This is a genomic window from Pontibacillus salicampi (genome assembly GCF_042434395.1).
Classification (GTDB): Bacteria; Bacillota; Bacilli; order Bacillales; family BH030062; genus Pontibacillus; species Pontibacillus salicampi.
This window is the reverse complement of sequence record NZ_JBHLTP010000005.1, coordinates 31,251-53,063: the sequence shown is the minus strand read 5'-3', so window position 1 is coordinate 53,063 and position 21,813 is coordinate 31,251. Positions and strand designations below refer to the sequence as shown.

Annotated in this window: 24 protein-coding genes and 1 riboswitch; of the genes, 17 read left to right on the top strand and 7 right to left on the bottom strand. The window is 39.7% G+C overall.

The features are described 5' to 3' along the window. Positions 1–27 precede the first annotated feature (27 nt). From ACFFGV_RS08350 to ACFFGV_RS08335, 4 genes are all read right to left on the bottom strand, one after another. Positions 28–210 (bottom strand): plantaricin C family lantibiotic, encoded by a 183-nt coding sequence (locus ACFFGV_RS08350; protein WP_377346625.1) that lies wholly within the window; start codon positions 208–210, stop codon positions 28–30. A 238-nt stretch (positions 211–448) separates the two neighbouring features. Then, positions 449–1,120 carry a response regulator gene (locus ACFFGV_RS08345; protein ID WP_377346623.1) on the bottom strand — a complete coding sequence of 224 codons (672 nt, stop codon included), beginning with the start codon at positions 1,118–1,120 and terminating at the stop codon, positions 449–451. A gap of 85 nt (positions 1,121–1,205) precedes the next feature. Further along, complete coding sequence (locus tag ACFFGV_RS08340; protein WP_377346621.1) at positions 1,206–1,397, bottom strand: hypothetical protein; 192 nt, start codon at positions 1,395–1,397, stop codon at positions 1,206–1,208. 121 nt (positions 1,398–1,518) lie between these two features. Beyond that, positions 1,519–1,653: a hypothetical protein gene (locus tag ACFFGV_RS08335; RefSeq protein WP_377346619.1), complete on the bottom strand. Its 135-nt coding sequence runs from the start codon at positions 1,651–1,653 to the stop codon at positions 1,519–1,521. Between the two features lie 206 nt (positions 1,654–1,859). Here ACFFGV_RS08335 and ACFFGV_RS08330 point away from each other — a divergent pair, with 206 nt between their 5' ends. The 7 genes from ACFFGV_RS08330 (at position 1,860) to ACFFGV_RS08300 (ending at position 8,268) form a co-directional block, all read left to right on the top strand. After that, positions 1,860–2,774 carry a helix-turn-helix domain-containing protein gene (locus ACFFGV_RS08330; RefSeq protein ID WP_377346617.1) on the top strand — a complete coding sequence of 305 codons (915 nt, stop codon included), beginning with the start codon at positions 1,860–1,862 and terminating at the stop codon, positions 2,772–2,774. A gap of 174 nt (positions 2,775–2,948) precedes the next feature. Beyond that, positions 2,949–3,632 carry a response regulator transcription factor gene (locus ACFFGV_RS08325; protein ID WP_377346613.1) on the top strand — a complete coding sequence of 228 codons (684 nt, stop codon included), beginning with the start codon at positions 2,949–2,951 and terminating at the stop codon, positions 3,630–3,632. Beyond that, a complete protein-coding gene (locus ACFFGV_RS08320) occupies positions 3,629–4,987 on the top strand; it encodes a sensor histidine kinase (RefSeq protein WP_377346611.1) in 1,359 nt (452 codons plus the stop codon). The genes ACFFGV_RS08325 and ACFFGV_RS08320 overlap by 4 nt, the downstream gene beginning before the upstream one ends. Positions 4,988–5,105: 118 nt before the next feature. Then, entirely contained in the window at positions 5,106–6,044 is a 939-nt protein-coding gene (locus ACFFGV_RS08315) for an ABC transporter ATP-binding protein (RefSeq protein WP_377346609.1), read from the top strand. Then, positions 6,025–6,756 carry an ABC transporter permease gene (locus ACFFGV_RS08310; protein ID WP_377346606.1) on the top strand — a complete coding sequence of 244 codons (732 nt, stop codon included), beginning with the start codon at positions 6,025–6,027 and terminating at the stop codon, positions 6,754–6,756. Before ACFFGV_RS08315 ends, ACFFGV_RS08310 begins: the two co-directional genes overlap by 20 nt. Before the next feature lie 213 nt (positions 6,757–6,969). Next, positions 6,970–8,022, top strand: coding sequence for a C45 family autoproteolytic acyltransferase/hydrolase (locus ACFFGV_RS08305; RefSeq protein WP_377346603.1), 1,053 nt, complete (start codon positions 6,970–6,972; stop codon positions 8,020–8,022). 15 nt (positions 8,023–8,037) lie between these two features. After that, positions 8,038–8,268 carry an excisionase family DNA-binding protein gene (locus ACFFGV_RS08300; RefSeq protein WP_377346601.1) on the top strand — a complete coding sequence of 77 codons (231 nt, stop codon included), beginning with the start codon at positions 8,038–8,040 and terminating at the stop codon, positions 8,266–8,268. A 96-nt stretch (positions 8,269–8,364) separates the two neighbouring features. Here the strand turns inward: ACFFGV_RS08300 and ACFFGV_RS08295 are convergent, their stop codons facing one another. After that, the gene (locus ACFFGV_RS08295; RefSeq protein WP_377346599.1) at positions 8,365–8,745 is read right to left on the bottom strand and encodes a RidA family protein; all 381 of its coding nucleotides are present in this window, start codon (positions 8,743–8,745) and stop codon (positions 8,365–8,367) included. A 349-nt stretch (positions 8,746–9,094) separates the two neighbouring features. Continuing rightward, positions 9,095–9,214, top strand: a riboswitch (SAM riboswitch). Positions 9,215–9,334: 120 nt separating this feature from the next. Between ACFFGV_RS08295 and msrA the strand changes: the two genes are divergently transcribed. The 5 genes from msrA to ACFFGV_RS08270 all read left to right on the top strand — a co-directional run bounded on the left by msrA (position 9,335) and on the right by ACFFGV_RS08270 (position 12,069). After that, positions 9,335–9,805, top strand: coding sequence for a peptide-methionine (S)-S-oxide reductase MsrA (gene msrA / locus ACFFGV_RS08290; RefSeq protein ID WP_377346598.1), 471 nt, complete (start codon positions 9,335–9,337; stop codon positions 9,803–9,805). A 125-nt stretch (positions 9,806–9,930) separates the two neighbouring features. Continuing rightward, entirely contained in the window at positions 9,931–10,257 is a 327-nt protein-coding gene (locus ACFFGV_RS08285) for a thioredoxin family protein (RefSeq protein WP_377346595.1), read from the top strand. Between the two features lie 200 nt (positions 10,258–10,457). Beyond that, positions 10,458–10,913, top strand: a complete 456-nt coding sequence (locus ACFFGV_RS08280; RefSeq protein ID WP_377346593.1) for a DUF2188 domain-containing protein — start codon at positions 10,458–10,460, stop codon at positions 10,911–10,913. Between the two features lie 102 nt (positions 10,914–11,015). Further along, positions 11,016–11,714: an AIM24 family protein gene (locus ACFFGV_RS08275; protein WP_377346591.1), complete on the top strand. Its 699-nt coding sequence runs from the start codon at positions 11,016–11,018 to the stop codon at positions 11,712–11,714. 76 nt (positions 11,715–11,790) lie between these two features. Then, a complete protein-coding gene (locus ACFFGV_RS08270; protein WP_377346588.1) occupies positions 11,791–12,069 on the top strand; it encodes a hypothetical protein in 279 nt (92 codons plus the stop codon). Between the two features lie 44 nt (positions 12,070–12,113). Here the strand turns inward: ACFFGV_RS08270 and ACFFGV_RS08265 are convergent, their stop codons facing one another. Beyond that, positions 12,114–12,302, bottom strand: a complete 189-nt coding sequence (locus ACFFGV_RS08265; RefSeq protein ID WP_377346586.1) for a CDGSH iron-sulfur domain-containing protein — start codon at positions 12,300–12,302, stop codon at positions 12,114–12,116. 156 nt (positions 12,303–12,458) lie between these two features. Between ACFFGV_RS08265 and ACFFGV_RS08260 the strand changes: the two genes are divergently transcribed. The 4 genes from ACFFGV_RS08260 to ACFFGV_RS08245 all read left to right on the top strand — a co-directional run bounded on the left by ACFFGV_RS08260 (position 12,459) and on the right by ACFFGV_RS08245 (position 18,009). After that, positions 12,459–14,168 (top strand): WG repeat-containing protein, encoded by a 1,710-nt coding sequence (locus ACFFGV_RS08260; protein ID WP_377346583.1) that lies wholly within the window; start codon positions 12,459–12,461, stop codon positions 14,166–14,168. Positions 14,169–14,318: 150 nt separating this feature from the next. Beyond that, positions 14,319–14,891, top strand: a complete 573-nt coding sequence (locus tag ACFFGV_RS08255; RefSeq protein WP_377346581.1) for a TetR/AcrR family transcriptional regulator — start codon at positions 14,319–14,321, stop codon at positions 14,889–14,891. A 46-nt stretch (positions 14,892–14,937) separates the two neighbouring features. Beyond that, positions 14,938–15,861: an SDR family NAD(P)-dependent oxidoreductase gene (locus ACFFGV_RS08250; RefSeq protein WP_377346578.1), complete on the top strand. Its 924-nt coding sequence runs from the start codon at positions 14,938–14,940 to the stop codon at positions 15,859–15,861. Between the two features lie 228 nt (positions 15,862–16,089). Further along, positions 16,090–18,009: an ATP-binding protein gene (locus ACFFGV_RS08245; protein ID WP_377346575.1), complete on the top strand. Its 1,920-nt coding sequence runs from the start codon at positions 16,090–16,092 to the stop codon at positions 18,007–18,009. 56 nt (positions 18,010–18,065) lie between these two features. Here the strand turns inward: ACFFGV_RS08245 and ACFFGV_RS08240 are convergent, their stop codons facing one another. Beyond that, complete coding sequence (locus ACFFGV_RS08240; protein ID WP_377346572.1) at positions 18,066–20,114, bottom strand: sigma-54 interaction domain-containing protein; 2,049 nt, start codon at positions 20,112–20,114, stop codon at positions 18,066–18,068. Positions 20,115–20,262: 148 nt separating this feature from the next. Here ACFFGV_RS08240 and yfcC point away from each other — a divergent pair, with 148 nt between their 5' ends. Then, positions 20,263–21,780 carry a putative basic amino acid antiporter YfcC gene (gene yfcC / locus ACFFGV_RS08235; RefSeq protein ID WP_377346569.1) on the top strand — a complete coding sequence of 506 codons (1,518 nt, stop codon included), beginning with the start codon at positions 20,263–20,265 and terminating at the stop codon, positions 21,778–21,780. The last annotated feature ends 33 nt before the right edge of the window (positions 21,781–21,813 follow it).

Genomic DNA, 21,813 nt, shown 5'->3' with positions numbered 1-21,813 from the left:
TTCATGTTAAGTATGTTATTGCTTGCTTTAGCACCAGCAAGTATGTGTTGGACAGATGCTGCATTCCCAAGTGATGGTACAGTGTTTCCCGTCGTTATCTTGAGAAATGCCTTGTGGATCTGCTGCAGCTCCTCCAGAAACGGATTTCAAGGAGATTTCCTCTAATTCCATTTCAATATTTCCGGCTGATGCGTATAATTGTTCCTTCATAGTTTCACCCCCTTTCAATCATGTTCTGACAATTGCTTCTGTCTTATCTATTAATCTAACTCACTTGTAAAAAGATGTAAGCGAAAAGGTGCATACGTGATACCACCAATTTGTACAAAAAATACCGAAGCTGTCATTTCGGTAGAAGGGAGAAACACGGGACCTTTCTCTCATTTATAGGTCACAAAAAAACAGCTTCTTTTCCTATATGAAAAAAGCTGTTTCTAATTTGCTTTTGCTATACGGTTGTATATTCCGGGTACTGTTGCAAGGTGATGAGGGAATAATTGTTTGCTTTGGTCCATGCTTCAGCTCGAGATTTTACGTTCAACTTTTTAAAGATTTCGGTAATGGTATATTCCACGGCCCTTTGACTAACTAGGATGCGATCGGCAATTTGCTGATTGGTAAGTCCTTCGGAAATTGACAGCAGGACCATTTGTTCCCTTTCTGTCAAAGTAATATCTCGCATTCCTTCACACGTTTCCAAGAGCGCGGATGCCTCCGTCCTTCGCAGTTGCTTAAACAATTTAGTGGGTATGACCGTCTCTCCTCTCAGAGCACACTCTACTGCATTGACTACCGTCGCAGATGAATCTTCTTTACTGATAAACCCACACACTCCTGTTTCTACCAATACATTGAAATGGAGCGCTATATCCTTTTCCGTGAAAATTAAAATCTTCTTGGAAGGATCATCGTGTAGTATTTGTTTAGATAGTTCAAACCCATTCAAGTAATTCATAAACATGTCTATTAATACAATGTCATACTCCATTTCCTTAGTTCTGGTGAGAACGTATCGGCTGTCTGTAAGGATATCCACTACCATTGAGCTGTTATTTTCTAACACATATTTAATACCTTGAGCAACAACGACATGATTATCAACTAAAAGCATTCTAATCATATGAGTATTCTCCTTTACCCTTTTGCCCTAGTAAACTCACGACACTATTATTTGCTTCATTACTAAATTAAGCCCTATGCACGATTCAGTTGGCAACAAACAAAAAGATACTAAATGTAACGACATATAGTAGAAGAAAGCCACAAGCCCATCGCGTCGATTTGTTCTTGAGGTGTAACACTCCACCCTTTAGTCCATTGGTGAGTAGGTTCCCTATAAATAGAATGAGTGCCAACCCGAGCGAAATAATAGCAATGATAAACATGATTTGTTCCATCCTGAATCCCTCCTTTGTTAGGGTATTAGAAAAAGAGAATGGTCAGACGCTCTACGAATAGTGCTCTGGCCATTCCCTCTAGTTAGTCTTTGGTTGTGTTTCGCGTGGTAGTCAACGTTCATTAATGCTCAGAAGGAAGGTCTACCTCAGGGCCGCTTGTATTATCACCCGTGGCTACTTCCTTTTGAGGTGTAAGTTCTCCTCCTGTGAACAATAGCATTCCGCTGATAGTGATGAATGTAAGAATCTTTTTCATAAAAAAGTCCCCCTTGAATATTTCGTAATACATATTATTGTACGGAATTTTGTAGAAACTACCAATTTTATGAAGAAGAATGTCTCCCATATAAAGAGTAGTAATCGTCTGTTTCTTATAGCAAACATCGTTTATCAGCAATTTACATTATTTTAAGAATACGGTAGCATCTATAATGTGAGAATTATTTACTAGGGAGGAAACCAGTGGATATTTCATTTTCGAATCTGGGTGGGGTTATAAGGGAGATTAGAGAGATATTAGGAATTACGCAGGGAGAACTATGTAATGGTATTTGCACCCAATCTCATATGAGCAAGATCGAGAATGGGGATGTTATTCCCAATGCGGTTACCATGTACATGATTTCATTACGGCTAGGAATAGATACCTCATCTATTTTCAATCTAACAGCTAGCCATAGCATAGATTTTCAAATCAATTTCTTCTACAACATTCGAAAGCTCATCAGGAAAAAAGAGTACGAAAAGGTATTAAGAATGATTAAAAGAGAAGAACACAATCCAGCCTTTAACCATGACACACATCAGCAATTCTTGAAATGGAATAAAGCGATTTGTACCTATCATATAAGTGGGAAACCAAAAGAATCAATCAAGATGCTACAAGAAGCCCTACATTTAACTCTTCAACATAAGAAATTCCACAATAATCAAGAGATCTCTATCCTTAACAGCATTGGGGTAATTTACTTCGAAAACAAAGAATATCGCAATGCAGTAAAGGTCCACGAAGAAACATTAAACAATATAAAAAAGTCACCTTTCAAAAAAAATCTCGTAAAAGAGCAAATAAGAATTTATTATAACCTGGCTAAAGCCAAAACTCATATGAGGGAGTTTGAGGTTTCCGTCCAAACATGTGAGAAAGGTATCCATCTTTGTTTGGATCATGAAATACTTTATTTATTAGGGGAATTGTACTATCAAGTCGGTTACAATTATTATTTAACTACCCAAGTAGAGGAGTGTTGTGCCTATTTCCAAAAGGCCATTCACATTTTTAATATAACCGAACAGCAATCATACATCTCTTACATTGAGAAACTGGTAAAAGAAGTTAAAGAAGATAGTCAACCAACCCATTTTGATACAGAGTAGAAAATAATATATGTAATATATCCCTTAACCTATAGCCAACTAAAACTTTTTGGCTAGTATCAATCCATTTGAAACCTATGAAAAGGGAACTATTACAATCTGGACGTAACACTGATAAAATCTATGATAGATGTAAAAAATTTCATTCTAGTGTTTTGATGAGGGGGAGGTAGCTTGATTAAAAGGAAGAGCACTATATTATACATTGAAGATGATAAGGAAGTTAGTGAATTGGTTATTCAAAACCTGGAAGACAATGATTTCAATGTTATATGGCTCCAATCGGGAAGTCACTTTGATCTGTATTTAGATGACGTGGAATTAGTTGTACTGGATATTATGCTTCCAGGGTTAGATGGTTTTACAGTTGGTCAGCGGATTAAGGAACGGAATCCCCACCTTCCTATATTATTTTTGACAGCTCGAACAGCGATTGAAGATCGGTTGAAGGGGCTGCAGTTTGCAGATGATTATCTTACCAAGCCTTTTCACCCTGACGAGTTGCTGTTACGGATGGATAAGCTGCTGAAAAGGTCAGGGGTTCTTCAGGAGACAAAGCAATCCCTCGGTCACTTGGATATTGATGTAGAAGCCAATCAAATCTTTAACAGGGAGACGGGAGAAGAGGTCATCCTAACAGAGAAACAGTTTAAAATATTCCACTATCTACTGAATCACTCTAACCAGATTTTAACTAAGGAACAAATCTATGCCAGTGTTTGGGGGCAGCCATTCGTAGAGGGGGACAAAACCTTACATGTTCATATTCGTTATCTGAGACAAAAAGTGGAAAAAGATCCACAAAACCCAACGATTATTGAAACAATTCGTGGGCTTGGATATAGGGTGAGACAGTGAATTTGTCCAAAAAGTACGTGCTGATTATTGTATTTTCCATTTTATTATTTCCTATCTCTTATTTAGGGGTTAATTTTATTTATTACATAGTTCTCTCCCAAATTGGTAATTTGTCTTCTGAAGACTTTTACACAAAAGAAGAAGTGGAGAAAAGATGGGAAGGGTTGTCGGAATCTCAATCCGGTAAATCCGACGAAGCAATTCTCTCCCGTTTACAAACGGAAGTTAACCAATACCCAGGATCACGGGTGTTATGGGTTAGCGACGATGGGGAGCGTTTGTTGGTGGTTGGAGATTGGAATGACTTGGAGGGAGGCGATTGGGATGCTAGTCAGACTGTTCGATTTATGGACAGGCAACAAAACGATGCCTACTTCACGACCAATACTTATATTGATGGTTCCAACCATAGTGGTTATGTCTTCTTAGAGGTACCTAGTTCTTCCTTGGGGACCAGCTGGGAAGTGCTGAGAGACAGGTATGCATTTATTTGGTTCTTTGCCCTTGGCTTCATATGGATGTTATTCATCTTCATCTCATGGTTGTTCTTTAAGAAGATTAGTAACCGGTTAACGAATATGCAGAACAGCATGGAGATTAGCAGTAACCAAATGGTCCCCATGAAATTAACGGTCCATAAGGAAGATGAGATTGGACAGTTAGAACATTCCTTCAATGATATGGTGGAAAAATTGAATGAGAGTCGGCAGAAAGAAAAGGATGAAGAAGCCATCCGTAAACAATTAGTTTCCAGTTTATCACATGATTTGCGGACACCATTATCCATTATTAATGGCCATGCCCATAAAATGAGTCAAATTGAATTAAGCGACGAGGTTCGGGATTCTGTTACGGTTATTCAGGATAAGGTAGCTTTTCTAGCAGAACTCATTGATAACCTCTCTTCGTTTACAGTGCTACGAGAGGGGAAGCTTCCCATGCATCCTCAAATGGTAGATATCGTCCAGGCAACTAAATCGTCGTTAATCGCTTATTATCCTATTCTAGAAGAAAAAGGGTTCGATATTGATATTGATTTACAAGGGTCTATTCAGTGGTATATCGATGAAACGTGGTTCAGAAGGATCTTGGATAATCTATTCCAAAACGTGAAGAGACATGCGGGGGAGGGGAAGTATCTTGCCGTCAGCACTACCGAAATGCATGGTAGGGAGGCACTTCGGATAGAAGATCGAGGGCCTGGCATGAGAGCCGTGTCTGACCAAAAAGGAACTGGTATTGGTTTATCCATCGTAGAAATGATGTTAGACCAAATGAACTTGGAAAAGACGGTATATGATGGAGCATCAGGCACGACCATTCTTATCTACCCCAAACCACAAGACTTGTATTAACAGGTGTTGTGGTTTTTTTTGTGGATTAATCTAAATTTAAACTTGTTTCTCCCCTTATTTTAATCATCATTTCTTATACTTCTATTAAATCAAATTAATCTAAAGGAGTGCTGTCATTATGAGTGTCGTAGAGGTAGAGAATCTGAACATTGATATCAAACGAAAGAAGATATTACAAAACGTCAATGTGTCTTTTGAAAAGGGAAAGATTTATGGGCTGCTAGGACCTAACGGGGCTGGAAAAACTACCTTATTAAAGGCCATGCTGGGGGTATTCCGTCCCAATTCGGGTTCCATTTCCTTTAAGGGTCAGGATATTTATCAACACTCTAAGAGGGACTTAATTAGTTCCATTGGAAGCATTATTGAATTTCCAGGTTTCTATGATAACCTTACGCTTCAGGAAAATTTAACGTTACATCTGAAGTATCTGCAAAAAGACACCTCTTCTCAGCATATTAATCGTCTGTTGCAAACAGTGGGTCTATACCAATTTAAAGAAAAACGTTTTTCAGAAACCTCCCTTGGCATGAAACAACGTTTGGGAATTGCTAGAGCTATGTCACATAACCCTGATCTATTGCTATTAGACGAACCGACCAATGGATTAGACCCTCATGGCATCAAAGAAGTGAGGGAAATGTTGATTAGAGAGGTGATTAGTTCCAACAAGACCGTTATTATCTCCAGCCATTTGTTAAATGAGATTGATCTTATGGCTGACGAATTGGTGTTTATGAATAATGGTGAGATCATTTTTGAAACTACGAAGATGAAAGATCATACACATATTTATTTATATAGGCTGCGGATGCCTTCTAGTATGACAAAAACGTTTCCACGCGAAGACTTGTTGGAAGAGTGTCAAGGACATGAGGTGTACACAGGTAAAGATGAGTTGGAATTTGTTTCCCCTCTTTCGCAAAAAGAAATTGAGAATCTTTTGGAACAACATCAAGTTCCAACCATCATGCTGGAAGTATTTGAACTTACGTTAGAGGATTTATATTTAAAACTATTGGAAAAGGGTGAAGAAAATGAAGTTGCTTATTCGTAATGAATTGATGAAAATGAAACGGTTGAAAATGGTCTATGTCATATTAGTATTGAGCTTCCTGCCTTACTTTATCAACACAGGGGGAATGATGCTGATGGCAGGAGGGATGGATGCGGAGAAATATTATTTCTTTGTATTTAATCAGTATGCCATTTTATTCCCTACGTTAGTGTTTATCTTTGCAGGGTTCTTTTTCTATACTGAATTTCAAAATAAAACGACACTGAACTGGATTTCGTATCCTTACCATAATTTCAGTTTGTTGCTATCTAAGGTGCTAGCCTGTTCGATACTGTTAATGGCTACATCATTCTTGAATCATGCTCTTCACACTCTGACGATTGGATCTTTGTTCGACATTGGCTTTGGAGGTCTGATTACGAGGTTTCTAACCTCTATGCTATTTTCCGGCTTAACCATTCTCATTGTGCCGTTGGCAGCTCTGCTTGCGTTTAGTACAAGAAATATTTTGTCCGTGGTGATTGCGGGGGTAGCCTCCATCTTTGTGACCACTATTTTGCTGGGTGCTGATTTCGGCATTGTGTTTCCATTCTCCTTCATTTATCGTTTTAGTATTCAATACTTCGATGCTTCCATGGGATATGAAAACCAAGACCTAGTGTTAGGAGGATGCGCTATTTTGGCAGGCTACCTACTTGTATCATTGTTCGGACTATACAGGTATTCCAAAATGACTCGTATGAGTACTTAATAGCAGAATTATGAAGACAATAGGATTTTTACTTCTGGATAGGTATGATCCGCATGAAATGGTTATAAAAGTCACAGTTCATGAACTGTGACTTTTTGAATGGTAAAGAGACAAAATCCTAAACATCCTCCAGGACTTCAGGGCTTTGCGTGACAGAGAAGTAATCGGTTATTCTGGAAAGGAACAACAAACAAGAAGATTAAGGGGTAGAGCATGAAGGACATATATAGTGACATAATACAATTTCGCGGATCCCATTATGATTTTGGGGTAAGGCAAGGGGAAGAAATGCGGAATTCGTTAACAGTACAAAATCGAGAAAAGCAATGGAAGCTTCGTAAGCCTAGATTTTCAGTAGAGGAAGAGGAAGTAAAAGATGCTATCACCCGTTTCGCTCCTGGTGTTTGGGAGGAGCTAATCGGGATAAGAGATGCGCTAGGATGGAGCATGGAGCGAGTAATGATGGAATTTGGAGGCTATCGACTAGACTATGTGAAATCAGGGTGCTCTATTTTAACTGGGGACGATTACATGGTTCGTAATTACGATTATCAGCCGAAAACATACGAAGGGCGATACGTATTATTTCAGCCAACGGACCAAGGCTATGCTATAATTGGTCCTTCCCAACGGATTACAGGGCGAATGGATGGAATGAACGAGAAGGGGCTTGCGCTTGGATATAATTTTATGCATCGTAAAAAACCTGGAATCGGGTTTATTTGCTGTATGATTGGCCGTTTGATTCTAGAATCGTGTGCGGATGTAGAGGAAGCGATATCAATGCTGAAGGAGATACCTCACCGCCATTCCTTTAGTTATATCGTATTGGACCGTAGCGGAAAAACATATGTGATTGAAACGACACCAAGGGGCGTAAAGGTTAGGGAATCTAATACGTGCACTAACCATTTCGAGCATATGAAGGAAGAAAATCGAAATTATCTCGTCGATTCGTATCGCCGGCTGGAAACAATGGAGGCGGCAAGACAGCATAAACCTTCAGCTTATGAGGCATTTCGCCTGTTGAATGATTCTGACAGAGGTGTATTCTCAGATGAATATCAAAACTGGGCAGGAACCATTCATACAGCTGCTTATTTCCCGAAGGAGGGAAAGGTGTGGTTTGCTCTGGGCGGAGACAAAGAGCCGATAGTATTTGATTTCAAAGCCTGGCTGGAAGGCTTGAATGTTGAAGACAAGTTCATTACTGGCTCAGTGGATACCGATCTTCCATTTCCACATATGGACAAAAATGCAAAGTAGAGGGAGAATGTTTCCATGTATTTAACCATTCAAGAAACAGCAGAATATTTAGAGCTTCCCGAAGAATACGTAGAAAAAATGGTGTTTAAGGGACGTATTCGAGCCCTGCATGACGGAACGCAATATCTTATTTATAAAGACCAGTTTCAGCAGTATTTTGAACAAATCGAACGCTATCGGAAGCAAATACAAGAATACCTTAATGAACCCATTCCTGAGGATATGGACGTTAAGGATGAAGATTAAAAAAGCTTGTAGAACATAACCGGTTGTTCTACAAGCACTTAAAAAGATTTTCAGCTGGCAAAATGTCTTCATTGCAATAATAATTTACGCAACGCACTATTCTTTCACAGCAATAGCTTCTATCTCTACTTTTGCACCTTTTGGTAATGCGCTTACCTCGATAGCTGCTCTAGCAGGGTATGGTTCACTTAAGAAGCTAGCGTACACTTCATTTACTGCTTGGAAATCCTCCATATTTGCTAAATAAATATTGGCTTTTGCGATGTGCTTGTAGTCTAAACCAGCTTCACTTAATATCGCGCCAACATTTTTCATGACTTGCTCTGCTTGCTCTCTCACATCACTTGAAACAAATGCCTGCGTATTAGGATCTAAAGGAATTTGGCCAGAAATGAATAAAAGATTACCAAGATCAACGGCCTGAGAATAAGGTCCGATTGCTGCGGGTGCTTTGTCAGTGGAGATTGTGTTAAACATAAGGGCATTGCTCCTTTTTATCATTATTTGTATAAGATAGTGCTAGGATAACACATTCTAAAGGATTGAGAATGAGTAATATTCGAAAAATAACAAATTTCATGGGGCTGGGTAGATTTATTTTTCTTTTTACTCAGAATGTGATAGTTTATGTGTAATGCCATCCCAAATCGTTTTATACGACTGCGGGAACTTAACCACCTGTCGGGATGGCAGGCTTTATATATGTTTGTTTTAAGCATGCTAATGCAGCTGCATTCATATACTGGAAGAAGTAAGTTAAAATCCTTTACTTCGCTACCAAATGAGTGTATTATATTGATTAACAAAAATATTCATAACGCATAACTTCTTATCCAGAGAGGCGGAGGGACTGGCCCTTTGATGCCCGGCAACCATTCTTTAAGACTATGTGTCTTAACCGAAACGGTGCCAATTCCTGCAAGGTGAGAGCCTTGGGAGATGAGAGGATCGTACAGATAAACTTACGACCCCTTTCTTGGATAAAGAGAGGGGTTTTTTGCATTAAAAAACTCGTCGATCTCTTTGAAACAAGAAGTTTCCGTTATACAGAAAGGAAGAGATGAAGATGGCAACAGCATATTTTGGAGCAGGGTGTTTTTGGGGTGTAGAGGCTTTTTTTGAACGGTTAACCGGAGTTACGGCAACCCGAGTAGGATATTCCGGAGGTACAGTGGAAAACCCATCCTACGAGCTAGTGAAAAGTGGAGTTACCGGACATGCGGAAACTACAAAGGTAGAGTTTGATCCTTCTGTGATCAGCTATGCTTCCCTAGTAGACCAGTTCTTCGAGGTCCACGACCCTACCCAAATTAATCGTCAGGGAGAAGATGTTGGCACGCAATATCGTTCCGTTATTTTCTTCTTGGATGATGAGCAAAGGCAAGTAGCTGAAGAGAAAATTCAGGAATGGTCAGACAAAGGTATATATAAGCTGCCAATAGCAACACAAATTAAAAAAGCTGCGCCATTCTATGACGCAGAAGAATATCATCAGAAATATCTCCAGAAACACGGGTCTGTTTCCTGTGGGATATAATGTGAGGGTCCTCCTCACATTATATTTTAAGCTTTATAATACCAACGGGGGTAAGCGAAAAAGAAGCGTAGCACCATGTAAATTGGTATAATAGGAGCAAATCTAAAGTGCAAGGTGTGGATACGATGCAACATGCCAATTCAATAGAAGAAGTGCGTTCCTTTGTTCAATCTGAAGAGATATCTCTTCTTTATATATCAAGACCTAACTGTTCTGTCTGTCACTCCCTTCTACCGCAAGTAGAAGCATTACTTTTAGAGTATTCTTCCGTACAATCCTTACATGTAGACGCAGAACACATTCCTGACATTGCAGGAGAGTACGAGATTTTCACTGTTCCAGTACTAATCGTTTCCGTTAATGGAAAGGAAATGTTCCGAAAAGCACGCTTCGTTCCAATAGATGAATTAGACCATCAATTAGAGCGGCTTACAAGTGCATTAAACCTTTAACTCAACCCTGACTCTCTTACACGAAGAGTCAGGGTTTTTTTGAGCGTCTGTGAAAGGCACATTATAGAATATCAACGGATTCTAAAGCGATAGGCGCTTCCTTTGGTATTTGTTATAAGTCAAGGAGCAGCATCATAAGGTTTGGAGGAGTTAAAAAAAGGAAAAGAATATAGAAGAAAAAAAGTTCACGGAGGGTCGTTATGCCTTGGGATACAGAGAATTATCCTAGTTCCTTAAAGAATTTGGATTTGCCAGTTCGAAAAAAAACTATTGAAATTGCTAATGCTATGCTGGATGAGGGTTACGAGGAAGGGAGAGCTATTCCTATCGCAACGGAACAAGCGAAGGAATGGTTTGACAACGCTTCTCAAGATGAAATTGAGGAAATGAGACACAAGCCTGACACCTCTTTAAAGCAGAGGGATCCTGAAGATCAGCAGTATGAGAATCGACCAGAGCTGCTCGATAAAGGGGAGCACGTAGTAAGTCACGAAAATGGGTGGGCTGTGCAGGCTGCTGAAGCAAAAAAGCCTGCAGCTACATTTTCCAACAAAGCGGATGCGATAAACAGGGCGAAAGACATTGCGTCCAATAAAGGTACACAAGTCGTTATCCATAAAAAAGATGGAACTATTCAGGAGACTACATCGTATTAAACAACTAGATAGAAGCATTAATAGAAGGGTCCTGTTCACGTACAGGACTTTTTCATTAAGTGTAGAAGATTAGAAGGATAAGCATATAAAGGGGAGAGAAGCATGGGAAATTATTCTATACAGGAATTTATTAATCAGACGAAACAGGATGAATCAGCTAATGACTATTTTCAACTAGAAACACCTCGGATGCTTGAAATCAATTTATCCGATCAAGTTTGGGCTAAGACAGGGTCGATGATTTCATATACTGGAGATATTAAGTTTGAGAGAGAAGGTATAATGGAGCATGGCCTAGGCAGAATGTTCAAAAAGGCTGTATCAGGAGAAGGCAGCTCTTTGATGAAAGCGACGGGTAACGGGAAATTGTATGTAGCAGATCAGGGTAAGAAGATTACTATCCTTGATTTGGATAACGAGAAAATTACGGTAAACGGTAATGATTTGTTAGCCTTTGAGCCAGGTTTAGATTGGGACATCCACTTAATGAAAAAAGTGGCCGGTATGATGTCTGGAGGTTTGTTTAACGTGCAGCTAGAGGGTCGTGGTATGGTTGCAATAACGACACACTATGAACCTGTTACCCTACTGGTTACACCAGATCAGCCTGTTATTACCGACCCTAATGCTACGGTAGCATGGTCTGGACATCTTGAACCAGAATTTAAAACGGATGTTTCCTTTAAAACATTTATTGGACGTGGCAGCGGAGAATCCATTCAAATGAAATTTTCTGGAGAGGGCTTTGTAATCGTCCAGCCGTTTGAAGAGGTTGTTTATTCTCAAAGCAGTTCCTCTTAATCTGCTATTGTTCAATGGATAAGAGGGAAGGAAACTGTGCATACTGCTCCTAAAAGCTACATGGGAGTGGATGAAGTTGATACATCAGTTGAAGTCCATTGAGAAAAGCCAAAACAGAAGAGCGAGCCATACCTTGATTGGCATTAGTTCTACCATTGAGGAAGAATGGTTATGGACAGCCTTTATTAAAGGGGAAAAGGTGTTATGGGTGTTTGCATCTCATCGCTCTAAACACTTAAACGGGAGGGAATTGCAATGGAAGGGCTCCGTGACGATTCCCTCTGAAGCGGAAGTATATATTGAAGGGGTGGCTTCTAAGGTGGGATTATTATTCCGTAGTGTAGAAGTATCCTAGATAAAAACCTGGCGAAGCAGCGCCAGGTTTTTTTGTGCTCCATTTTAAGCTCGAGCTTCATCTTGGAATTGACCTTTATGGGATCCATCACAGAAGGGCTTCTTATCCGATAATCCACATCTGCATAAAGAGCATAATTTTTTAGTTGTAAATGAATGTCCTTCTGCGTCGACCACCTTAAAATCCCCAGAAATAAATAAGGGGCCGTTATCCTTTACTTGTATGGTAGCCATCTCTTTTCCCTCCTTTGTAATGTATATGAATGGATAGGCCGTCTTACTTCTGGTTTTAAGCGTTCCTTCTTGTCTGTTTCTGTTAAATGGAAGCACATTATGGATGTATCGCTCATATACTATAGGTAAAATGCCTAAGGAAAGAAGGAGACTGATATGCATCAAAAGCTATATCCAGCAGCGATGCAAACTGTCACAGGAGAGAAATGGGGATATATTAATGTTAAAGGGTTATTCGTAATTGATCCTCAATTTAATCAGGCACGTGATTTTCAGAAGAATGGGTTAGCTATCGTAGAGGTGGATGGACTTTATGGAGTATTGGATACAACCGGCTCTTTCATCGTAAAGCCACAATATGATTATATTTCATCCTTTAGCGAAGAACGTGCATCTGCTTCTAATTCCAAAGGAACATGGGTGATTAATGAAGAAGGTACCCTCCTTACTTCTACGCCCTATCCATACATTGGCCGGTATGAGAATGGAATGGCTGTGTTTAATAAAGACACAGAAAGTGGAGTTAGGTACGGATATTTAGATAGACAAGGACAGGAAGCCCTCCGTCCGATTTATTTGTCTGCAGATGATTTTCAAGAAAAAAAAGCATTGGTGAAGGTGAGGGAAAATGATTTTGCTTTGATAAACCGGAACGGCAGTGTACTTTATTCTTATCTATATCCCTACGTCGGAGCAAGAGGCGATGGACTTCTAGCTTTCCAGCGTGACTCTGGAGGAAAGTATGGGTACATTAACGAGAAGGGAAGAATAGTAGTAGAGCCTCAGTTTGATGGGGCACAACGCTTTTATGAGCAAAGGGCAATCATTAATAGAATAGACGACTATCTTTATTATTATGGTGTAATTGATCGAAAAGGGAATATGGTTATAGAGCCCGAATTTAACGATATCGTCCCGATGAAAGAGAATAGGTTTGCAGTAGGAAAAGCGAAAAAACCTTCCGAACCGTATCTTGGATCCACATATGCAATTGTTAAAGCAGACGGGGAATATTTAAGCGATTTTCGATATGAGAGTGTGCAGCCATATGAGAAAGGATTTGCCTCAGCTCACGACAGAGAGAATACTTTCTTCTTAAATAAAAAAGGGAAGATCGCTCAGCATATGCCAATATTGCCAGGCCAGGGAGCTATGGTTTTGGAGGGCAGCTTAATCAGAGCCACCATTGATTATCAACTATTCTATGTTAACCGGGAAGGAAAATTAATATGGCGCCCCAATAAAACGATAAGGCTCAATCATCAATATCGAGTGCTCCAATGGAAATATAAGCCTAACCCAGACTATCTGGTTTATTACCCTGTAGTAAGAGGGATGGAGGATACGAAAGCCCAGCAACGGGTAAATGAAACGCTAAGAGAAATATCCCAGGTGAAGCCTATTCCACCAGAGGAACAACTGGATTATAGTTTTTATGGGGATTTTGAAATTGAATTCTTCCAACAGGAGATACTCGTCCTCCAATTAAATGGATCAAAATACTATTTTGGCGCAGCGCACCCCATGCCTACAAGAACCTATACCAACATCCATTTAACAGATGGTACCTTTTTCGAGCTGAAGGATTTATTTAAAGAGAATAGTGACTATGTGAAGGTGTTAAGTGAGCTAGTTGGGAAGGACATTCAACATGACGAGCAGTACGATTATATTTTTCCCGGAAGTTATAAAGGTGTAGCTCCTAATCAACCTTTTTATGTAAATGAAAGGGAGCTGTTTCTATACTATCCTCCCTACGACATTGCACCCTATGCAGCAGGATTTGTTACGTTCTCGATTCCATTTACCGAAATCAACGATATAATTAATCACCAGGGTGCATTTTGGAAATCATTTCATGAATAAGGAAAAAATCTGCCGTTTTATATGAATCGGCAGATTTTTTTGAGCACGGTAGCAGAAAGAAAAGGGAAGCTCACTGAGAAGCAGCGTTGACTTTTACATTGGAATAGTATTACAATTTTATTGAACAGCGGTCAATAAAGGAGAGATAGTATGACACCTAGAAAGTCTGCTTCGGAAGAGTTGACGAACGAGAGAATTATGGAAGCGGCCAGAGAATTATTCGTAGAGGAAGGGTATCAGCTTTTTTCGATGAGAAAGCTAGCAAGAAAGTTAAACTGCAGTCATGGTGCTATTTATCATCATTTTGAAAATAAGGCGGCTTTATTCTATACGTTAGTGGAGGATGGCTTTTCCTCCCTTAAAGCAGTGTTAAATCAAATTGAAAGAAATGTGGAGAAAGGGGAGGAGACTATATATGAAGTGTTAATGGGCTTTATTCGATTTGGGTTGGAGAATAAACGCCATTATGAAATTATGTTTTTGTTTATGGATAAAGAGCTGCAAACGTATGAGGGAGATGCGCCTAACCTTTCTTATCAACATTTTGCAAGAGTTCTCCGCAATTCCAGCAGGAAGATAATTCAAGCAAAAGAGGTGTGGTCGGTCTTTTTAGCACTGCATGGATTTGTTGCCCATTATTGTCGAAGAGAGGAGAGCTTTCTTGACATAGAAGTGTTAGCTGATTCTTATGTGAAAATATTAATGAAGGGGATAAACAGTTAATGTATATCATTAATTGAACGGTGGTTAATAAAAAGGAGGAATCGGTATGAAAAAGGCGTTAGTAATAGGTGCAACTGGAGGGATGGGGTCTGCCTTGGTAAAAGAGTTAGTAGATAGGGGGATTACTGTAGTTGCATTTGCAAGGGATAATAAGAAGTTAAATACATTAGGTGCTTACCATGATTCTATTATTCTCCAGCAAGGAGATGCGTTTCGGTACGCTGATGTAAAAAAAGCAGCTAGCAATGTTGATGTTATCTTTCACGCTGTTAATTTGCCGTACGCTAGCTGGGAGCAAGATCAAGAACGATTAATGGACACAATTCTAAAGGTGGGAAAAGAGTCCTCTTGTAAATTGGCGATGGTTGATAACATTTATGCTTATCACCGCAATAGTATAAACCCTGTAACGGAAGGAGCAGACAAAGAGCCTCATACAAAGAAAGGGAAGATACGTTTGAGGTTAGAAGAGAAGATAAAGCAGTCCACTGTACCGTATCTGATTTGTCATTTTCCAGATTTTTTTGGACCTAATGCTAACAGTAGTCTGTTGCACTATACACTATCTACGATGAAAAAGAACACCACTGCTAGATTCGTTGGCAACCAGGATGTAAACAGAGAATTTATATACACAATAGACGGTGCCAGGGATATGGTGGCTCTTTCTTTGTTAGAGGATACGTACTATCAAAATTGGAATATCAGAGGAAATGGGGTTGTGAGGGGAGAAGAGCTGGTGGAAATCATGAAAGAAGTTACAGGATATACGAATAGGGTGGGAACAGTCCACAAATCGATGGTTCGATTAATTGGGGTTGTTGATAAACAAATGAGAGAATATGTCGAAATGTTTTATCTGAATGAACAACCACTCATATTGTCTGGCGCTAAAGTGGAAGAAAGGCTTGGAAAAAGGGAAAGAGTATCCTATCAGGAAGGAATAGAAGAAATGGCTCGTTGTATGTAAAATATTGTATAAAAATACTGGGCTGGCTTATATAGTATGGTGATGTTAACTTTGGTAAAATAAATGTTAACGATAGGTGTTTACTGGCAATGAACAGAAGGGAAATAACTATGTCGAATAACCGTGAATGTTGTATTATTTCCACGAAGATATACAAATTTTAACTTAATTAGTATAAGATGAATTTAAGGTCTCTGCATAGGCTACTAATAGAAGAGAGGTTATAGTGTGGTTCGTGTCAGTGGAAGGAATAATAACCTATCCATAGAAGAATGTTTTGCCCTATTTAATTCATTAGGGAAATGGGTGTGCATTTATGAAAAAGAGACAGAATTGTTAGAATGCCATCCAGAATTTCAACAGTTGATAGAAGAGCAGCAGGAAAACATGGAAGTGGAGAGATGGTTAACTTACTTCCATGTACAGGATAGGTCTGTACTTCGTTTGATATTAAAGGACCATAATATTAGGGAAACAAACGGGCTGCAAGTCAGAATACTATCTGGGGATATCGTTGTTTGGATTCATCTATCTATCATAGAACTATCATCCAATAAGACCGCCATTATAGGAAATACAATGGATAATTATAAAACGCAGAAACCCTCTCTTGATATAACTCAACCTTACCCATCCAACAATGTAGATCATTTTATGACTTGGCTTTCTCTAATTAATAAGGAAATGATTACAGGGGATGTTCCACTTCTTGAGGAGCATTCTTCTACCAACATACAAGAATCCAGTACAAATAATGCATATAGACGTTTAAAGGAAGTTGTGGAAAAAATACCGCATGGATTCGCTGTTATCAATCAAGAATGGGAAATACTGTATATAAATCCTACATTAGAGAAGATTTTTCACACTTCTCTTCAGGATGTATATAAAACGAGTCTATGGGATCTCTTTCCGATTGACGTGTATCATAATTATTTCGTTCAATACACAAAGGCTATGGAGAAGAAACAAGTGGTGCATTTCCAGGACTATTTGTATGAATTAGGAAAGATAGTGGAAGTAACAGCATATCCAGATGCTACTGAATTGACTTTGTTTGTTCAGGATATTACAGAGGCTAAATCGTATGTGGACGCACTTCAGGAAACGGAGGAGCGTTTTTCGCTGCTTGCGGAAAATGTAAACGAAGCATTTTGGATTGGTACCTCTACCTTTCACGAGTGGGAGTACATAAGTCCAAGCTTTGAGAAGATCTTCGGTTTACCGATTACAAAGCTCATGCAAAACAGTGCAATTTGGCTGAACTATGTTCATGCAGATGACCGAAAGAAAGTGATTGAGAGCTTTAAGCAAATGCGTAAGGAGAAAATAGCTGTCGAATTTCGTTTCCAACATCCATCAGGAGATTGGAAGTGGATTCGGTCGAAGGGCTATCCACTAAAAAAAGTAGACAGGACGACAGTGGTAGGGGTATTGGAAGATATTACGGATGCCAAGGAAATGGATGAGCTTCAGGCTCGTTCTGATCAATATGAGACGGTTGTTCGAGTCGCCGCGGGAATTGCTCACGAAATTCGTAATCCGCTCACCTCCATTAAGGGATTTCTCCAGCTTATGCTATCCAACCAATCTAGTGACAATCAGTATAGTGATATTATCTTCTCTGAGCTTGCTAGAATTGAAACTATTGTAAATGAATTCATGCTGCTGGCTAAGCCGAACTCCGAAGAAGCGTTGATGGAAACCGATGTGGTAGACATCATTCATTATGCAGCTTCTCTATTTGGTAACCAAATGAAACAGCAAAATGTTCAATTAGAGATGGTAATGGACTCTACTATCCCTCTTATAAAGTCAGACCCGAAACGCCTGAAGCAGGTATTCATTAATTTGGTAAAGAACTCACTCGAAGCAATGGATAATGCTGGGGAACTGCTTATTTCGGGAAGATATTTAAGAGGGCAGCGAGAATTGGAATTTAAAGTGGAGGATAGCGGTAAGGGAATCGAGAAGGAACAACTGAAGCGTCTTGGGGAGCCATTCTACACCACGAAAGAGAAAGGTACAGGATTAGGCATTATGGTCACCACTAAGTTTGTGGAGAGTCTTGGCGGCAGGATTCAATATGAAAGCGAAGTAGGTGTAGGTACTACTGTTACTGTAACATTACCAACTAATCCGAAGTGAAGCGAAATCCGATAAGGAGTGGGATTTCGCTTCAATCTTTATAAGGGTGTCTCTAGTTAAGATTGCTGTAAATAAGCAATGCCCTTTGAGGTGATGCTCGTCCCCTTTCTTCCTCTGCCAATGGACACAAATCCCATATCCTTTAAAGAGTTAAGTCTTAGTCGGATTTGCTGCTCTGATAGCTCTTCATCCTTCTCCTTCATGATTTCCATTATTTTATGTCGGCTTGCTCGTTCTCCCCTGTTATGTATTTCGTGAATATAATGCAGAACCGTTAACCATTCTTGCTCATCCATCCAATTTTCCGCCGATTTAGTAACGGGATGTTCTAATTGATTTTCTGCTAGATTGGCTTGGAATGTTGCTTCTGCGGGAAGATCCTCTATAGTAATATAATTCGATTCCCTTACTGCTAACATGTATGAAATGGTATTTTTCAGCTCGCGAATGTTCCCATACCAGCTAGCATGCTGCAGCATATCTACCACCTCAGGGGATAGGTGGATATCCTGCTTTGTTTGTTCCTTGATGAAATGATAAATCAGTAATGGAATATCTTCCTTTCGTTCACGAAGAGGAGGCAGTTGAAGGTATAACACTTTTATCCGATGGTACAAATCCTCCCGGAAGTATCCTTGCTTCATTAAAGAATGCAAATCTTTATTCGTTGCAGCAATGATGCGGACATCGATTGGAATATTTTTATTACCCCCTATTCTTCTAATCTCCATCTCCTGGATGACTCGTAATAATCGAGCTTGAAGCTTGAGGCTAATGTCACCAATTTCATCTAGAAACAGAGTTCCTCCATCTGCTTGTTCGAACACGCCCTTCTTTCCGCCTTTTTGTGCTCCTGTAAAGGCACCTTCTTCATATCCAAACAGTTCACTCTCTAATAACTCCTCTGGTAGAGCGCTGAAATTCATCGCCAGAAATGGTTGATAGTGGCGAGAGGAAACATTATGGATAGAATTTGCATATAATTCTTTGCCAGTCCCGCTCTCCCCATGAATCAATACAGGTAATTCGCTTTTCGCTAACTTTCTGGCAATATTCTCCGTTCGTAGAAGTTGTGGTGTATCTCCGATAATATGCTCAAACGTGTACTTGGCAACGTATCCTTTTTGAACGAGTTCTTTACGAGCTGCCTTCTCCATTGAAATGGTTTCATCTGTGTTCTTGAAAATGAGAATGGTAGTCTCCTCTTGCTGTAGGTGGAACTTATAAACCATCACCTGCTGTTGGTTTATCGTAAGTAACCTGCTTCTGGCTTCTTCATGAAAAATAAAGGAAAGTATCTCTTGATTCTTGACGATATGCTGCACTTGTTTATGGAAAGCGTGGATAGAAAGCACGCCAGTGTAATTCTCCATCATTTGATTGTACACGGATATTTTTCCTTGCTTGTCGATGGCGACAATTCCGTCATTGATACCATCCACTACTTGCTTTAAATGCTCATGGAGCTGAACGGTTTGTTGATTTATTTCCGATATGCGTTTACTAAGTTCAATAATCTTTCGTGTATAGCGATCTGAAATCTCAGCGCCAAGTCGATCCTTTAGGTAGAATTTCTCTAGTATCTCCATGAGGGTCGTAATATCAATGAGTCTAACGCCAATATTAATGACATTCTCTACGTGGTCAGGGACGAGGTGAACTTCGCCAGGTGTAATGGCAGTATCAATATGCTGTACGTTTTCTGAAATAGAAGGGTAATATGGTATGTACTGTAGGTGGTTAATTCCTATTCGCTGAAGAGTTTCAATGGCTTCTTGTGCTGTTTCTTGAAAGTCATTTACATATAGAACCTTTGTCGCCTCTGGTAAATGAAACAATTGGTCGATATATTGGTAGTTGGTTGTTCGTCTGGCAGTTATAATATCGCAGCTAGCATCGACGATATGCTCTACCTCTTGTTCTACTAAATCAGATGAATAGATTACTACTTTATGGCTAAGGAGGGAAGGAAGATAATCCTCCGCAGCATAGCTTTCCATGGCGATGTATTCTCCTAATATTTCTTTTAACTGCTGATGAAGAGCAGATGCGGTTTCTACCGTTCCAGCCAGTATTATTAATTCTCTGCTTGTCGTTTCTTCCATCACTATCATTCCTTTAAAACCATGATTAGGTTTAATTATAACACCCAATTAGAACCAATTCGATCGCAATAACTGGAAAATTCAGAATTTTTTATTGGCATGATTTTTGCATATAGTCAGGATAAGAATATAAAGGGGGATCACTATCATGAGTGAAAACGATGAAAAACGAAATAAGACCGTAAAGGTACCGCATACGTACGTTATTATCTTTTTTGTTGTTCTTCTAGCAGCAGTTCTTACGTATCTTGTTCCTGCTGGAAAATTTGAAACCAAAGAAGTTACCTATGAGAAGGGTGGAACTGAGGAAACGGAAACCGTTTTAGTACCAGAAAGCTTTCAAATAGTGGAGAATGAAAGTGGAGACGCTGTTCGGGAAGGTACATCTCTTTTCGAACCAGGCGGTGGAGCCGGGCTGCTTAACTATATGTTCGAGGGGCTTGTCTCTGGAAGTAAATGGGGCTCTGCAGTTGGAGTTATTGCTTTTATCCTAATTGTCGGCGGAGCGTTTGGAATTATCATACGAACTAGAGCTATTGAAGAGGGACTTCTTTCTGTCATTGATAAAACAAAGGGGAAAGAAGGACTAATAATCCCTACACTATTCTTTTTATTCTCCCTTGGGGGAGCAGTGTTTGGGATGGGGGAAGAAGCGATTGCCTTTGCGATGATATTAGTTCCAATTGTAATTGCTCTTGGTTATGATGCTATAACAGGGGTAATGATTACATATGTCGCAACACAAATTGGATTTGCTACTTCATGGATGAATCCTTTCGGCGTGGCAATAGCACAGGGTATTGCTGGAGTGCCGGTTTTTTCGGGAGCACCATTTAGAATTGTAATGTGGTTATTCTTCACTGTAGTTGGAATTATATTTACGTGGAGATATGCAGCGAAAATCAGGAAAAACCCAAGGGAATCCTTATCGTATGAGTCTGATGAATATTTTCGTAAGGACTTTGAATCCAAGGATTTACATGTGAAATTTACGACAGGCCATACACTCGTTCTGCTTACTGTTGGGGCAGGGATGGTATGGATTATCTGGGGTGTCATTCAACATGCTTATTATATACCGGAAATAGCTAGTCAGTTTTTCACTATGGGACTTGTTGCAGGTATTATTGGAGTAATATTCAAGCTGAATAACATGGGTGTTAATGATTTGGCTGATGCCTTTGCTCAGGGTGCGAAGGATCTTCTGCCGGCTGCTCTAGTAGTCGGAATGGCGCAAGGGATCGTCATTATCCTTGGAGGGGATAATCCCGCAGAGCCTTCTATCTTAAACACCATTCTTCACAGTGCAGGAGAGTTATTTAGTGGTGTAGCTCCGGCTGTTTCTGCCTGGTTTATGTTTGTTTTCCAGACCATCTTTAATTTCTTCGTTGTCTCTGGATCAGGGCAAGCGGCTTTGACGATGCCTCTAATGGCCCCTCTTGCCGATTTAGCAGGTGTGACAAGACAAGTAGCAGTACTTGCATTTCAGCTTGGCGATGGATTTACAAATGTTATTGTGCCTACTTCAGCAGCTTTAATGGGAACACTAGGAGCAGCAAGGTTAGATTGGGGAACATGGTTCCGGTTTGTACTCAAGTTCTTTATTGTACTATTTGTGTGCGGTTCCTTATTCGTCATCAGTGCCTCCCTATTAAGCTTTGTATAAGACATAAAACAACTTAGGAAAGTAGCAACGAAA